This is a genomic window from Pseudomonas sp. RIT288, assembly GCF_000631985.1.
Lineage (GTDB): Bacteria > Pseudomonadota > Gammaproteobacteria > Pseudomonadales > Pseudomonadaceae > Aquipseudomonas.
Genome location: NZ_JFYN01000034.1, coordinates 19,660 through 33,438 on the forward strand (window position 1 = coordinate 19,660; position 13,779 = coordinate 33,438).

The window sequence follows — 13,779 nt, forward strand, 5'->3', positions numbered from 1 at the left end:
TCGGCGCGCATCTGTAGAATGGCGGCCATCTGCACCTGATGAGAAAAGAATATGTACGATTGGCTCAACGCCCTGCCCAAGGCCGAACTGCACCTGCATCTGGAAGGCTCGCTGGAGCCTGAGTTGCTGTTCGCCCTGGCCGAACGCAACAAGATCGCCCTGCCGTGGAGCGATGTCGAAACCCTGCGCAAGGCTTACGCCTTCAACAACCTGCAGGAATTCCTCGACCTGTATTACCAGGGTGCCGACGTGCTGCGCACCTCGCAGGACTTCTACGACTTGACTTGGGCCTACCTGCTGCGCTGCAAAGCGCAGAACGTGATTCACACCGAACCGTTCTTCGACCCGCAGACCCACACCGACCGGGGCATCCCGTTCGAAGTGGTGCTCAACGGCATCGCCGCTGCACTCAAGGATGGCGAGCAGCAACTGGGCATCACCAGCGGTTTGATCCTGAGCTTCCTGCGCCACCTCAGCGAAGACGAAGCACAGAAAACTCTCGATCAGGCTCTGCCGTTCCGTGATGCGTTCGTCGCCGTCGGCCTCGACAGCTCGGAGATGGGTCACCCGCCAAGCAAGTTCCAGCGTGTGTTCGACCGCGCCCGCCACGAAGGCTTCCTGACCGTCGCCCACGCCGGTGAAGAAGGCCCGCCGGAGTACATCTGGGAAGCCATCGACCTGCTGAAAATCCAGCGCATCGACCATGGCGTACGCGCCATCGAAGACGAGCGCCTGATGCAGCGGATCATCGACGAGCAGATCCCGCTAACTGTGTGCCCGCTGTCGAACACCAAGCTCTGTGTGTTCGATCACATGTCGCAGCACAACATCCTCGACATGCTCGAGCGTGGAGTGAAGGTCACCGTCAACTCCGATGACCCGGCGTACTTCGGCGGTTACGTCACCGAGAACTTCCATGCGCTGCATGAACACCTGGGCATGACCCAGGATCAGGCCAAGCGCCTGGCGCAGAACAGCCTGGATGCGCGTCTGGTAAAACCATAAAAACACTGAAGTTTCAATGTGGGAGCGAGCCTGCTCGCGAAGGCTTCGTGTCAGTCACAGTTTGAGTTGTCTGACACACCGCTTTCGCGAGCAGGCTCGCTCCCACATTTATACCGGTGTAGACTCTGTCAGCTCTTCCAGCGTCTTGCCCCGCGTCTCCATCCCGAACAACCACACCACCCCCGCCGCAATCGCAAAGCACAGCGCGCCCAGCGCAAACACCCCGCCCTGCCCGGTAATCGGGAACACCAGCCCGGTCACCAGTGGCCCGAGCAACGAGCCGACGCGGCCAATCGCCGAGGCAAAGCCCGAGCCTGTGGCGCGCGCCGAAGTCGGGTACAACTCCGGCGTATAGGTGTAGAGCACCGCCCACATGCCGAACAGGAAAAACTGCATCAGCAATCCCGAACTGATCAGCAACGCGACGTTGCCGCCGAATACCGCGCTTTGCCCGTAGAGAAACGCCATCACCCCGCCGCCAAGCAACGTCACGATGCACACCGGCTTGCGCCCCCAGCGCTCCACCAGCCACGCCGCCATCAGGAACCCGGGAATTCCGCCCAAAGAAATCAGCACGGTGTAATACACCGACTGGGTCACGGCAAAACCCGACTGTTGCAACAACGCACTGAGCCACGACGTCAGCCCGTAGAAACCGAGCAAGGCGAAAAACCACAGGCTCCAGATCATCGTCGTGCGCTGGCGATATTGCGGCGACCAGATCTGCTTGAGCGCCGAGAAGAAGTTGCCCGGCGGCGTCACTGTCCTTGGCAGGCGCACCGGCTCAGGCAGCGTCGCGACCCCGAGCGACGTGCGCACGCGCGCCTCGATAGCGCCCAGGACCTTGTCCGCTGCTTCGTGGCGTCCGGCCTGCTCCAGCCAGCGCGGTGATTCGGGGATAAAGAAACGGATCGCCAGCACAAACACCGCCGGCACCGCCAACACCAGGAAGATGTCGCGCCAGCCAATCAACGGCAGCAGAAAGTACGACAGCACCCCGGCGGCGACAAAACCCAGCGGCCAGAAACCGTCCATCAATGCAATGTAGCGCCCGCGCCGCTGCGCCGGGATCAACTCCGAAAGCATCGACTGTGCAATCGGAAACTCCATGCCCATGCCGATTCCCAGCAGGATGCGGAACAGCGTCAGGCTCTCGACCGTTTGCGCGGTCGAACACAGGTAACTGGTCACGCCCCACAGCACGATGCTCCACTGAAACACCGGTTTACGCCCGAAGCGGTCGGCGAGCATGCCCGACAGCGACGCCCCCAGCACCATGCCGAAAAAACTCGAACTGGCGAGCAGGCCGGCTTGTGCACTGCTCAAGCCGAACTCGGTTTTGATCGAGCCGAGCAGGAACGTCATCATGGCCAGGTCCATGGAATCGAAAAAGAACGCCAGGGCGATGATGATGAAAATGACCCGGTGATAACCGCTGAGCGGCAGCCGTTCCAGGCGTTCTGCCGCACTGAAGTTTCGCGTATCCATGCCCCATCCCCCATCCACAATGTGTGCGGATCGAGTGTGCGCGATTACGCCTCGGCGCTTTTTCTGGATACGACCTGTTCGCAGTCACAGGCGACGCCAGCGTCGAAGTGTTGTCTGGCGAACGCTCTACTACGCCAACTCCAGCTCGGTTTCCTTGGCGAAACGCTGGATTTCCCGCTGCCCGGCCGGGGTCACTTGCAAGGCGCGTGAATCCTTGGGCAGCACCAGCCAGCCGGACTGCATGAACAGTTGCAGCACCGCCGCGCCGAGTGAACCGCCCAGGTGCGGGCGACGCTCGCTCCAGTCCGGACAGGCGCACGCCACCTGAGCCTTGCGATGAGCGAGAGCCTGGATGAACACCCCTCGGTTGGCCAGTTGTGTCGAACCTTTGAGCGTCACCACGACCCGCTGCTCGATCTGTTCGAGCCAGCCGGCATCGAGCAGACGCTGATACAGATCGGCGGCCAGCGTGCCTCCCAGATGGTCATCGCAAAAGCGCGCACGCAGCAGTGAAGACGGCGCAGTCTGGGGATTGGCGCTCGGCGTCGAGCGCTTGAATACGTGAGGAATTTCTCGCGGTGCGATGGCGATCGTGGCACTGGCCAGGGCTTCGATGGCCGCCGCGATCTCCGGGGCTGCCAGGCGGAAAAAGCGCTTGCGTCCGCGAACCTCGACTTTCAACAGGCCCCCGGCGGACAAACGCCCCAGATGCGCACTGGCCGAAGATGGCGACAACCCTGCCAGCAGCGCCAGCTCTTCGGTCTGGCGTGCCGAGCCATCCATCAACGCCCACATCATCGCACTGCGCTTGGGGTCGGCCAGCAGCGTGGCGATCTGGCTGATGCAAGGTGCATGTTCCATGTGTTCACTCCCTGTTGAATCGTATCGTCTACTGCTCGAAGACATCTTGACCAGTAATGTGTCGTCGGCCAAGACGGGTAAAACGCCATGAACCGGAGCACGCCAGGCCGGTGCTGCTGCACCCGTCAATGACGTGTCCGCGGCGTTTGTGCAGCACTCGCCAGGCCCTGGAAAAACCGCGCGGATTCTGTCCTGGCCGGTTATCGGTGCAGGTTTGAGGCGGTCGCTAGTATAAGCGGGATGCACGCCGCTTCCTGCGCCGTGGCTGACTCGAATGGTGATAGTTCCTGAGAGAAATTTCGCTAATTGCCTGCGACTAATGATCAACTTTCGGGAAATGGGGAAATTGACTACTCAATTCGGCGCATCGGCTGGCGAGCATTTCCCTCAAAAGGTTCACCGGCTTACTCAATTGTGCGCGATGGGCGCACAACAGATTCAGCGGAGCACGCTCACAGAGCAATTCCGGCAGCAACACCTTGAGGCGTCCGGCAAGCACATCCGCGCCAACGTCTAGCCACGATTTGTAGGCGATGCCCGCCCCCGCCACCGCCCACAACCGCACGACGTCGGCGTCATCGCTGAAGCGATCGCCACTGACCGTCAGGCCGACCTCACGTTTGCCGTCATGAAAACTCCAATGGTCGTGCACGCGACTGCCGAGCATGTACAGCAGGCAATTGTGCTGCGCCAATTGTTCGAGCTGACGCGGTTCGCCGTGGCGCGCCAGGTACGCCGGTGAGGCGCAAAGCACGCGACGATTGTCCGGGGCGATGGGCAGCGCCACCAGACTCGAATCCTCCGGCTCGCCATAGCGCAGGGCGATGTCCACCGGCTGGCGGAACAGGTCGGCGATGCGATCACCGAGCAACAGGCGCACGGTCAGCTTCGGATGCTCGCGTTGAAACGCGTCGAGCCATGGCAACAACAGGTTGCGCCCGAAATCCGAAGGCGCGGACAACTGCAGGATGCCGCTGACCTGATCCTGTGCACTGGAGAGAAAACGTCGGCCTTCATCCAGCGAACTCAGCGCGGCCCGGGCGTATTCGAGAAAACCCTCGCCCTCGGCAGTCAGGCGCAGGCTGCGGGTCGAACGCGCCAGCAAACGCACGCCCAATTGCTGTTCGATCCGTTTGAGCGCGGCGCTGGCCACAGCGGCAGACATGTCCATCACCCGCGCCGCTGCGGACAGGCTGCCCAGATCCGCAGCGCGAACGAACAACTGCAAATCATCGAAACGCAGCATTCTCAGCCTCGATTATCAAAAAAATATTGAAAGAGACTGCTCTTTTAGCCGGTTTTATCGCGTCGAGAAATAGCCAATGATCTGTTCAAGCGAATTTATCCCGCGACCGGAGCCAAACATGTCCCAAGCATTCACCGCCATCGCCACCCTGATCGCCAAACCCGGCCAGCAGGACCTCCTCGAAAACGCCCTGCGCGCACTGGTTGAACCAAGCCGCGCCGAGGAGGGCTGCAGCCAGTACGACCTGCACCACGACCTGGCTGACCCGCTGACTTTTTATGTGATCGAACACTGGGCCAGCGAGGAAATCCTTCAGGCGCACAACGCCAGCGAGCATTTCCAGAGTTTCCAGGCCACCGCCGGTCACTGCATCGAACACTTCCAATTGAAACGCCTGGGCACCATCGCCTGAGCCCTTCTTCTATTACCGTTACGGAGCAAGTCATGAAAGCCATCGCCTATTACGCCTCCCTGCCGATCAGCGACGAACAATCCCTGCAAGACATTGAACTGCCGGAGCCGGTCGCCGGCCCGCGCGACCTGCTGGTGGAAGTCAAAGCCATCTCGGTCAACCCGGTCGACACCAAGGTGCGGCAGAACGTGGCGCCGGAAAACGGCGCGGCAAAGGTGCTGGGCTGGGACGTCGCCGGCGTGGTCAAGGCCGTCGGTAGCGAAGTGACGCTGTTCAAGGCGGGCGACAAGGTGTTCTACGCCGGCTCGATCGCCCGTGCCGGCGGCAACAGCGAGCTGCACGTGGTCGATGAGCGCATTGTTGGCCACATGCCGAAATCCCTCGGTTTTGCCGAAGCCGCTGCACTGCCGCTGACCGCGATCACCGCGTGGGAACTGCTGTTCGAACGCCTGCAGATTCGTGAGGGCAAAGCGGATGAAGGGCAGAGTCTGCTGATCGTCGGTGCCGCTGGCGGCGTTGGTTCGATTCTCACCCAACTGGCCAGGCAGTTGACCGGGCTCAAGGTCATCGGCACCGCGTCCCGTGCACAGACTCGCGACTGGGTGAAGGAGCTGGGCGCCGATCTGGTGATCGACCACAGCCAACCGTTAAGCGAAGAACTGCAGCGCGCCGGCATCAATCACGTAACCCACGTCGCCAGCCTGACCCAGACCGATCTGCACCTCGATCAACTGGTTGAGGCCCTGGCGCCGCAAGGCAAACTGGCACTGATCGACGATCCGAAGTCGCTGGACGTGAGCCAGCTCAAGCGCAAGAGCCTGTCGCTGCACTGGGAGTTCATGTATACCCGCTCGCTGTTCGAAACCCCGGACATGATCGAACAGCACAAACTGCTCAACCGCGTGGCCGAGCTGATTGATGCGGGAACCTTGAAGACTACGGTGGGCGAACATTTCGGCACGATCAATGCGGCGAACCTGCGTCGTGCGCACGAGTTGCTGGAAAGTGGCAAAGCCAAGGGCAAAATTGTTTTAGAAAGTTTCTGAGAGTCCGAAGGCCGCAATCAGCGCCAGACCATTTAAGGGCTGGCGCTGTTTTTTGCCGTCAGTCAGATGCTTCTCCGTTGTCACAAATGCGATCGTATTCAGGTCTACAATCGAAACCTCTGCGATGCATCTTTTACACAAGGGAGGTCAGTAATGAAGATCCTGATAAAAGAAGTGGCAAAGTCTCAATGGCAGGTTCGTCTGGACCAGCACGCCGTGACATTTCGCAGTGAAGCCGAGGCCCTCGCCTTCACCCGCACCCTTGAAGCGCGCCTGCACGCGCCCCATCAGATTCCCGACTCCGGACAGCAACGCGCCGCCGGTTGAGGCAATCAGGCTTCGGCCTGTGCTTGCGCCAACGCCCGGGCATTCTGCAAATGCCGGGTGTACATCGCAACGCTCACCACCAGTAATCCGCACAGGCTGATGACCATGGCCATCGGCATGGCGCTGCCGTCATGCAGAACACCTACCAGCGAGGCCGCGCCGGAAGCCACGCTGAACTGCAGACAACCCATCAGTGCCGAGGCACTGCCGGCGCGTGCGCCCTGACCGTTCATCGCACACGCCGCTGCGTTGGGCAGGATGCAGCCGAGGCTGGCGATGCATACGAACAACGGAATCAACAGCGGCCACAAGGCTTCGGTGTGCATGGCACTGACCGCGAGCAAAGTCACTCCGGCCAGCAGATACACCCACACCGCCCGCGCCAGCAGGAACGCCGGACCGCGCTTGGCCAACAGCCGCGCGTTGACCTGGGCGACCAGAATGAACCCCGCCGCATTGGTGCCGAACAGCCAGCCGAAATGCTCGGCCGGTACGCCGTAGAGTTTGATGAAGACGAACGGCGAACCAGCGATATAAGAAAACATCCCGGCGACCGCGATGCCGCCAGTCAGGGCGTGACCGAGAAACACCCGGTCGCCGAACAACCGACCGTATTGGCGCAACGCACCGGACAATGGCTGGCGCGGTACGTAGTTCGGCAGACTTTCCGGCAGACCCAGCGCCACAGCGAGGCCGGCCAGCGCACTGAAGACGGTCAGCACGAGGAAGATCGACTGCCAGCCAGTAGTGTTGACCAGCAGACCGCCGAGCAGCGGCGCGAGGATCGGCGCCAACCCCATCACCAGCATCAGTTGCGAAAAGACTTTCGCCGAACCGACCGCATCGCACTTGTCGCTGACCACTGCCCGGGAAATCACCATCCCCGCGCAGCCGCCCAGCGCCTGAACGAAACGCGCGCCGATCAGCCATTCCAGATTCGGTGCATAGGCACAGGCCAGCGAGGCCAGGGTGAACAGGCCAACACCGCCGAGCAACGGCAGGCGCCGACCAAACCGGTCGGCCACCGGGCCATACAGCAATTGCCCGATCGACAGACCAGCGAAATAGGCCGCCAGGGTCAGCTGCACATGCTTTTCATCAGTGCCAAAGGCCAGCGCCATCGACGGAAACGCCGGCAAATAGAAGTCGATCGCCAGCGGACCGAAGGCGCTCAAGGCACCGAGAATCAGAATGGTACGGAAGTTCATCAGGCATCCAGGTGGGATAGAAGTCGGCAGCCCGACAGTCTAGCCGCGCTGGGACACCTTGAACATTCCGATAGCTCGCTAACTATTAGAAAGTCAGACGAACTGCACAGCAAAGATCAAAAGATCGCAGCCTTCGGCAGCTCCTAAAGGGGATTGGTGTGGCCCCCTGTAGGAGCTGCCGAAGGCTGCGATCTTTTGGCTTTTGATCATCCGGCGAGTTTTACCGGGTAACCTTCTTCGCTGATCACCTCGATCACCTGCTCGGCACTCAGCGAACTCTCGACGCCGACTTCTTTGGCCCCCAGATCGACCCGCACGCTGGCCGCCGGATCCTTTGCCTGCACCGCGTTGGTGATGGCTTTGACGCAGTGACCGCAGGACATGCCTTGAACGTTGAACACTTGCATGGATGAACTCCTTTGAGTGAGGTTGCCGGCAGTGTCGAGCTTGCCACCATGGCAAGGTCAAGTTCTGCAGAAACCTGCCGGGCTGGCAATCGGCGTCGCGCTCAGCCAAGCTGCGTGTGTCAATGACTCAAATTCAGGAGATTCAGCCATGCGCTGGTCAGCTTTCAGCCTGTTTGGCTTGCTCAGCCTCTTTGCCGCCCTGCCACAGGCCCACGCGACCGGCGAGGATTATGCGGTTCTGATCATCTCGCGCGAGCGTCTGGAAGTGCCGACTTCCTGCGAGATCGGCGTGTACGTCAATGATCAACTCGCTGGGCGCCTGCTGCAGGAACAGACTACTTCCTTCAACCTGCCCCACGGCACGCTTTCCATTCGTCTGAAACAGTTGCCTGGCCAAGTGCCGGGTTGCCAGGCAGGCATGCTCGCACCGCCGGCGCAGGAGATTTCGCTCAAGGCCGGGGATGTGCTCAAGTACCGGATCGCGGCAAATCCCAAAGGCTTGTACCTGCGACCTGCTGCCCTCGAATACTAAGCCAACAGAAAAAGATCGCAGCCTTCGGCAGCTCCTACAGTTGGATTGCATTCCAGTGTAGGAGCTGCCGAAGGCTGCGATCTTTTGCTTTTGAGATTGGCGCTTGACCTTGCCCGCATGGCAAGGTTGATCCTTGTAGACATCTTCTACAGGGAGTAAGACCGATGTCCGATTCCATCACCTTCGATCTGCCGATTGCCGGCATGACCTGCGCCAGTTGCGCCGGGCGTGTCGAGCGGGCGTTGAGCAAAGTCAGCGGCGCCAGTGGCGTCAGCGTCAATCTCGCCACCGAACAGGCCCGCGTCCAGGCGCCCGGCGACAGCTTGCCGGCGTTGATGGAAGCGGTTGAACGCGCCGGTTACAGCGTGCCGCAGCAGACTGTGGAGTTGAGCATCGACGGCATGACCTGCGCCTCGTGCGTCGGTCGCGTCGAGCGCGCCCTGAACAAAGTCCCAGGGGTGAAGAGCGTCAGCGTCAACCTCGCCAACGAACGCGCGCACCTCGAATGGCTCGGTCAGGTCGATATTCAGTCGCTGCTCGACGCTGTGAGCAAGGCCGGTTACTCGGCCAGCGTCTGGCAAGCCGAACACCCCGTCACCGATAACCAGCAACAGCGCCTGCAACATGAGCGCGGGGCGCTGATCTGCGCCATCGCCCTGGCCTTGCCGCTGGTGCTGCCGATGCTGCTGCAACCGTTCGGCATTCACTGGATGCTTCCGGCCTGGGCGCAATTCGCCCTCGCCACGCCAGTACAATTCATTTTCGGTGCACGCTTCTATGTCGCCGCGTGGAAAGCCGTGCGCGCCGGCGCCGGCAACATGGATTTGCTGGTCGCCCTCGGTACCAGCGCCGGTTATGGCCTGAGCCTGTACGAATGGGCCACCGCCGCCGGGCGCATGCCGCATCTGTATTTCGAAGCCTCAGCCGTGGTGATCGCCCTGGTGCTGCTCGGCAAATATCTGGAAAGCCGCGCCAAGCGTCAGACCGCCAGCGCCATCCGCGCCCTCGAAGCCTTGCGCCCGGAACGGGCGATTCAAATCATCGACGGTCGCGAGCAAGACGTGGCGATCAGCGCCTTGCGTCTGAACGATCAGGTCTTGGTCAAACCCGGTGAACGTTTCCCGGTAGACGGCGAAGTGCTTGAAGGCCAGAGCCACGCCGACGAAGCGCTGATCAGTGGCGAAAGCCTGCCAGTGCCAAAACAACCGGGCGACAAGGTCACCGGCGGCGCGATCAACGGCGAAGGTCGCCTGCTGGTACGCACTACCGCCCTCGGTGCGGAAAGCGTGCTGGCGCGGATCATCCGGCTGGTGGAAGACGCTCAGGCGGCGAAGGCGCCGATCCAGAAACTGGTGGATAAAGTCAGCCAGGTGTTCGTGCCCACCGTGTTGCTGATCGCCCTCGCCACCCTGATTGGCTGGTGGCTGTACGGCGCGCCCATGGAAACCGCGTTGATCAACGCGGTCGCCGTGCTGGTGATTGCCTGTCCGTGTGCCCTCGGCCTCGCCACGCCGACGGCGATCATGGCCGGCACCGGCGTGGCCGCGCGCCACGGGATTCTGATCAAGGATGCCGAGGCGCTGGAACGTGCCCATGAAGTCGACAACGTGGTCTTCGACAAGACCGGCACGCTGACTTCCGGTACTCCGCGCATCGCCCATTTCAGTGCAGTGGATGGCGATGAAAATACTCTGCTGACCCTGGCCGGTGCCCTGCAACGCGGCAGTGAACACCCGCTGGCCAAAGCCGTGCTGGACGCTGCCGCCGAGCGCGGTCTGCCGGTGCCGGATGTCAGCGACAGCCAGTCCCTGACCGGCCGCGGCATCGCCGGCACGCTTGACGGTCGGCGCCTGGCGCTGGGCAATCGGCGCTTGCTGGAAGAGAGCGGCTTGAGCGCCGGTCACCTCGCCGAGTCCGCCAGAACCTGGGAAAGCCAGGGCCGGACCTTGTCGTGGCTGATCGAGCAGAGCCCCGAACCGCAAGTGCTCGGTTTGTTTGCCTTCGGCGACACGCTCAAGCCCGGCGCACTGCAAGCCGTACGGCAACTGGCCGCACGAGGTATCCACAGCCATCTGCTGACCGGCGACAACCGTGGCAGTGCGCGCGTGGTGGCCGAGGCGCTGGGCATTGAAAGCGTTCACGCCGAAGTACTCCCCGCCGAAAAAGCCGCGACCGTCGCCGAACTGAAGAAAACCGGCGTGGTGGCAATGGTCGGCGACGGCATCAACGACGCCCCGGCCTTGGCCGCAGCGGACATCGGTATCGCCATGGGCGGTGGCACCGATGTGGCGATGCATGCTGCCGGCATTACCCTGATGCGCGGCGATCCACGGCTGGTACCGGCGGCACTGGAGATCAGCCGCAAGACGTACGCGAAGATCCGTCAGAACCTGTTTTGGGCCTTCGTCTACAACCTGATCGGCATTCCGCTGGCGGCGTTCGGCTTCCTCAATCCGGTGCTGGCAGGTGCGGCGATGGCGCTGTCGAGCGTCAGCGTGGTGAGCAATGCGCTACTGTTGAAAACCTGGAAACCGAAGGATCTGGAGGAGCACCGATGAACATCGGCCAAGCGGCCCGGCACAGTGGCCTGAGCGCAAAGATGATCCGCTATTACGAGTCGATCGGCCTGCTCAAGGCTGCCCATCGCACTGACAGCGGCTACCGGATCTACAGCGACGATGACCTGCACACCCTGGCGTTCATCAAGCGCTCGCGGGACCTGGGGTTTTCTCTGGAAGAAGTCGGCAAGCTGTTGACCCTGTGGCAGGATCGCCAGCGCGCCAGCGCCGATGTGAAGGCCCTGGCGCGTCAGCACATCGACGAGCTGAATCAGAAGATCCGCGAACTCGGCGAGTTGCGCGACACCCTGCAGGACCTGGTCGAGCACTGTAATGGCGACCATCGCCCCGACTGCCCGATCCTCAAGGAACTGGCGTCGGGCTGCTGCGCGCAACCCGCCCGCGCCTGAGCGCCAGCAGCTTTACGGTCAACAAGGTGCCGAGCGGAATGCCGTGGAACAGCAGCACCACGGCACCCGGCGCCCACCAGCCATAGAACGGCGCGGCGATCAGCATACCGACGCCAAACCCGGTCATTTGCAGCAAGGTCAGAAAACTGAAAATCGGCAGCCGCAAATGCTCCGGTTCACGTTGCAGGCGCGACATCAGGCCGACTTCAGAAATACCGTCACCCAGCCCCGCCGGCAGGGAAAACAGCAGCAGACCGAAAAGGCTGTGCTGCTGGAACATCAGGATGAAACCGCAGGACATCAACGCCACGCCGAAGAAATACCGTCGTTCCAAATCAATGTTATCCGTGCCTTTGAGGCGACTGGCAATCCGTGCCCCGAGCAGTTTGCCGCTGGCCCACACCGCCAGCATCAGGCCCAGCGTGGTGCTGGCCGAATCGGGTGTCAGCAGTTTGGAGATGATCGGAAACCCGACGTTGTGCGCGGCACTGCCCAAGGTGTCGGCCATGGTCACGGCGAGCATCGCCGCAATCACCGGAGCGCTGCGCAGGCCTTGTTTCAGGGCTGACCATTCGCCGCGTTCGTTGGTCGATTGTTCGCTGACTTCTGCAGCGGCGAAGCGCAACGGTGCAATCAACAGCGCCGCCAGCACATAGGTCAGTGCGTTGAGCGCGAATACCGTTTCGAAACCGAATGCCGCCACCAGCAAACCGGACACCAGGCTGCCGCCAACCATCGCTGCCGATGACGCCGAGGTGATCCAGGCATTGGTTTTCAGTAGCTGCACCGGCTCGATCAACCTCGGCAACTGGCTATTGAGACCGATGGCGAACATTGAGTTGCCAAAGCCCAGGCCGAAAGCGATCACCGGCAACAGCAACGCCTGCTGGCTCACCGGCAGGATCAACAGCAGACCGAGCAGCGCCGCGCGCAGCAGATCGAAGGCAATCAGCGGCACCCGACCATTCCAGCGCCGGTAGAAGCGTGTACCGATCAAACTGGCGAAAATCCCCCCGCCAACCCGACTGGCGAGGAAGATCCCGACACTCGTGGCGCTGTTGCTCAGCAGGTAGACGTAAGTCGCCAGCGCGACCATGTTGAGGAAAGCGCCGAAATCGGAGATCAGCCGGGCGGTGATGATGAGGCGGGCATTGTGCGAGGCGTTCACATACATTCCTTGTAGGAGCTGCCGAAGGCTGCGATCTGTTGATCTGGCCGTTCAAAATCCAGGGCAAAAGATCGCAGCCTTCGGCAACTCCTACAAGGTGTCCATGCGTACCGTGTACAAAAAACCCGGCCGAGGCCGGGTTTCTGTTCAAGCGCTTACTGCATCCACGGTGGCGGGGGCGGTTCGTCGGACTTGCCTTTGGGCTCATCATCCGCCGCACGGATCGCCTGCTTGCGCTCTTCGTCGAGCCGCGCCGCTTCGATCTCACGCAATACACCACCAACGTCGGCCAGATCTTGCGGATCGTCGAACTCACCGGTCAGCACGCTGTTGGGGTGCAAGGTGCCGGCTTCGTACAACGCCCACATTTCTTTGGCGTAGCGGGTCTGCTTCAGCTCCGGGGCGAAACGCCCGAAGTACGAAGCCATGTTGCCCACATCGCGCTCGAGCATGCTGAACGCGTGGTTGTTGCCGGCGGCATCCACCGCCTGCGGCAGGTCGATGATCACCGGGCCGGTCGGGGTCAGCAGCACGTTGAACTCCGAGAGGTCACCGTGCACCAGACCAGTACACAACATCAGCACGATCTGCGAGATCAGGAACGCGTGATATTCGCGGGCCTGATCCGGCTCCAGCACCACGTCGTTCAGACGCGGTGCGGCATCGCCATACTCATCGGCCACCAACTCCATCAGCAGCACGCCATCCAGAAAGTCGTACGGCTTGGGCACTCGCACACCGGCACCGGCCAGACGGAACAGCGCCGCGACTTCGGCGTTCTGCCAGGCGTCTTCGGTCTCTTTGCGACCGAATTTCGAACCCTTGGCCATCGCCCGGGCCTGCCGGCTGTTACGCACCTTGCGGCCTTCCTGATACTCGGCTGCCTGGCGGAAACTGCGTTTGTTCGCCTCCTTGTAGACCTTCGCGCAACGTAACTGGTTACCGCAGCGCACCACATAAACAGCTGCTTCTTTACCACTCATGAGTGGGCGCAGCACTTCGTCGACCAGACCGTCTTCGATCAGGGGTTCAATGCGTTTTGGAGTCTTCATCAGCTTTTATTGTGGGTCCTTTATTACCAAACACGCGAATGTCACTCGTTATACGGCAA

Annotated in this window: 14 protein-coding genes; 7 read left to right on the forward strand and 7 right to left on the reverse strand. The window is 61.5% G+C overall.

Annotated features, from left to right (window positions below; translation table 11 throughout):
- The first annotated feature begins 51 nt into the window (after positions 1–51).
- Entirely contained in the window at positions 52–1,005 is a 954-nt protein-coding gene (locus tag BW33_RS18920) for an adenosine deaminase (RefSeq protein WP_003221371.1), read from the forward strand.
- A gap of 108 nt (positions 1,006–1,113) precedes the next feature.
- Here BW33_RS18920 and BW33_RS18925 read toward each other — a convergent pair whose 3' ends face one another.
- The 3 genes from BW33_RS18925 to BW33_RS18935 all read right to left on the reverse strand — a co-directional run bounded on the left by BW33_RS18925 (position 1,114) and on the right by BW33_RS18935 (position 4,600).
- On the reverse strand, positions 1,114–2,493 hold the full coding sequence (locus BW33_RS18925) for an MFS transporter (protein ID WP_047600454.1): 1,380 nt from the start codon (positions 2,491–2,493) through the stop codon (positions 1,114–1,116).
- Between the two features lie 129 nt (positions 2,494–2,622).
- Positions 2,623–3,354, reverse strand: a complete 732-nt coding sequence (locus tag BW33_RS18930; RefSeq protein ID WP_047600457.1) for an ArsR/SmtB family transcription factor — start codon at positions 3,352–3,354, stop codon at positions 2,623–2,625.
- Between the two features lie 316 nt (positions 3,355–3,670).
- A complete protein-coding gene (locus BW33_RS18935) occupies positions 3,671–4,600 on the reverse strand; it encodes a LysR family transcriptional regulator (protein WP_047600459.1) in 930 nt (309 codons plus the stop codon).
- A 118-nt stretch (positions 4,601–4,718) separates the two neighbouring features.
- Between BW33_RS18935 and BW33_RS18940 the strand changes: the two genes are divergently transcribed.
- The 3 genes from BW33_RS18940 (at position 4,719) to BW33_RS30025 (ending at position 6,385) form a co-directional block, all read left to right on the forward strand.
- The gene (locus BW33_RS18940; RefSeq protein ID WP_047600461.1) at positions 4,719–5,012 is read left to right on the forward strand and encodes a putative quinol monooxygenase; all 294 of its coding nucleotides are present in this window, start codon (positions 4,719–4,721) and stop codon (positions 5,010–5,012) included.
- Between the two features lie 32 nt (positions 5,013–5,044).
- Positions 5,045–6,058 (forward strand): zinc-binding alcohol dehydrogenase family protein, encoded by a 1,014-nt coding sequence (locus tag BW33_RS18945; protein ID WP_047600463.1) that lies wholly within the window; start codon positions 5,045–5,047, stop codon positions 6,056–6,058.
- A gap of 153 nt (positions 6,059–6,211) precedes the next feature.
- Positions 6,212–6,385: a hypothetical protein gene (locus BW33_RS30025; protein WP_003221361.1), complete on the forward strand. Its 174-nt coding sequence runs from the start codon at positions 6,212–6,214 to the stop codon at positions 6,383–6,385.
- A 5-nt stretch (positions 6,386–6,390) separates the two neighbouring features.
- On the opposite strand, the gene BW33_RS18950 is transcribed toward BW33_RS30025, so the two are convergent.
- Positions 6,391–7,593, reverse strand: a complete 1,203-nt coding sequence (locus BW33_RS18950; protein ID WP_047600464.1) for a multidrug effflux MFS transporter — start codon at positions 7,591–7,593, stop codon at positions 6,391–6,393.
- Between the two features lie 206 nt (positions 7,594–7,799).
- Positions 7,800–8,000 (reverse strand): heavy-metal-associated domain-containing protein, encoded by a 201-nt coding sequence (locus BW33_RS18955; protein ID WP_007962964.1) that lies wholly within the window; start codon positions 7,998–8,000, stop codon positions 7,800–7,802.
- Positions 8,001–8,148: 148 nt separating this feature from the next.
- Here BW33_RS18955 and BW33_RS18960 point away from each other — a divergent pair, with 148 nt between their 5' ends.
- The 3 genes from BW33_RS18960 to cueR all read left to right on the forward strand — a co-directional run bounded on the left by BW33_RS18960 (position 8,149) and on the right by cueR (position 11,500).
- Positions 8,149–8,532: a hypothetical protein gene (locus BW33_RS18960; RefSeq protein ID WP_047600467.1), complete on the forward strand. Its 384-nt coding sequence runs from the start codon at positions 8,149–8,151 to the stop codon at positions 8,530–8,532.
- A 164-nt stretch (positions 8,533–8,696) separates the two neighbouring features.
- On the forward strand, positions 8,697–11,090 hold the full coding sequence (locus BW33_RS18965; RefSeq protein WP_047600469.1) for a heavy metal translocating P-type ATPase: 2,394 nt from the start codon (positions 8,697–8,699) through the stop codon (positions 11,088–11,090).
- A complete protein-coding gene (gene cueR, locus BW33_RS18970) occupies positions 11,087–11,500 on the forward strand; it encodes a Cu(I)-responsive transcriptional regulator (protein ID WP_047600471.1) in 414 nt (137 codons plus the stop codon). The genes BW33_RS18965 and cueR overlap by 4 nt, the downstream gene beginning before the upstream one ends.
- On the opposite strand, the gene BW33_RS18975 is transcribed toward cueR, so the two are convergent.
- Positions 11,454–12,674, reverse strand: a complete 1,221-nt coding sequence (locus tag BW33_RS18975) for an MFS transporter (protein WP_047600472.1) — start codon at positions 12,672–12,674, stop codon at positions 11,454–11,456. The two genes, cueR and BW33_RS18975, sit on opposite strands and share 47 nt — an antisense overlap.
- A 149-nt stretch (positions 12,675–12,823) precedes the next feature.
- A complete protein-coding gene (locus tag BW33_RS18980) occupies positions 12,824–13,720 on the reverse strand; it encodes a PA4780 family RIO1-like protein kinase (RefSeq protein ID WP_025111724.1) in 897 nt (298 codons plus the stop codon).
- Between the last annotated feature and the right edge of the window lie 59 nt (positions 13,721–13,779).

What these genes read in the sequence shown, in the direction of transcription:
- BW33_RS18920 (WP_003221371.1), top strand. Translation starts at nt 52, where the DNA reads ATGTACGATTGGCTCAACGCCCTGCCCAAGGCCGAACTGCACCTGCAT.
- BW33_RS18925 (WP_047600454.1), bottom strand. Translation starts at nt 2,493, where the DNA reads ATGGATACGCGAAACTTCAGTGCGGCAGAACGCCTGGAACGGCTGCCG.
- BW33_RS18930 (WP_047600457.1), bottom strand. Translation starts at nt 3,354, where the DNA reads ATGGAACATGCACCTTGCATCAGCCAGATCGCCACGCTGCTGGCCGAC.
- BW33_RS18935 (WP_047600459.1), bottom strand. Translation starts at nt 4,600, where the DNA reads ATGCTGCGTTTCGATGATTTGCAGTTGTTCGTTCGCGCTGCGGATCTG.
- BW33_RS18940 (WP_047600461.1), top strand. Translation starts at nt 4,719, where the DNA reads ATGTCCCAAGCATTCACCGCCATCGCCACCCTGATCGCCAAACCCGGC.
- BW33_RS18945 (WP_047600463.1), top strand. Translation starts at nt 5,045, where the DNA reads ATGAAAGCCATCGCCTATTACGCCTCCCTGCCGATCAGCGACGAACAA.
- BW33_RS30025 (WP_003221361.1), top strand. Translation starts at nt 6,212, where the DNA reads ATGAAGATCCTGATAAAAGAAGTGGCAAAGTCTCAATGGCAGGTTCGT.
- BW33_RS18950 (WP_047600464.1), bottom strand. Translation starts at nt 7,593, where the DNA reads ATGAACTTCCGTACCATTCTGATTCTCGGTGCCTTGAGCGCCTTCGGT.
- BW33_RS18955 (WP_007962964.1), bottom strand. Translation starts at nt 8,000, where the DNA reads ATGCAAGTGTTCAACGTTCAAGGCATGTCCTGCGGTCACTGCGTCAAA.
- BW33_RS18960 (WP_047600467.1), top strand. Translation starts at nt 8,149, where the DNA reads ATGCGCTGGTCAGCTTTCAGCCTGTTTGGCTTGCTCAGCCTCTTTGCC.
- BW33_RS18965 (WP_047600469.1), top strand. Translation starts at nt 8,697, where the DNA reads ATGTCCGATTCCATCACCTTCGATCTGCCGATTGCCGGCATGACCTGC.
- cueR (WP_047600471.1), top strand. Translation starts at nt 11,087, where the DNA reads ATGAACATCGGCCAAGCGGCCCGGCACAGTGGCCTGAGCGCAAAGATG.
- BW33_RS18975 (WP_047600472.1), bottom strand. Translation starts at nt 12,674, where the DNA reads ATGTATGTGAACGCCTCGCACAATGCCCGCCTCATCATCACCGCCCGG.
- BW33_RS18980 (WP_025111724.1), bottom strand. Translation starts at nt 13,720, where the DNA reads ATGAAGACTCCAAAACGCATTGAACCCCTGATCGAAGACGGTCTGGTC.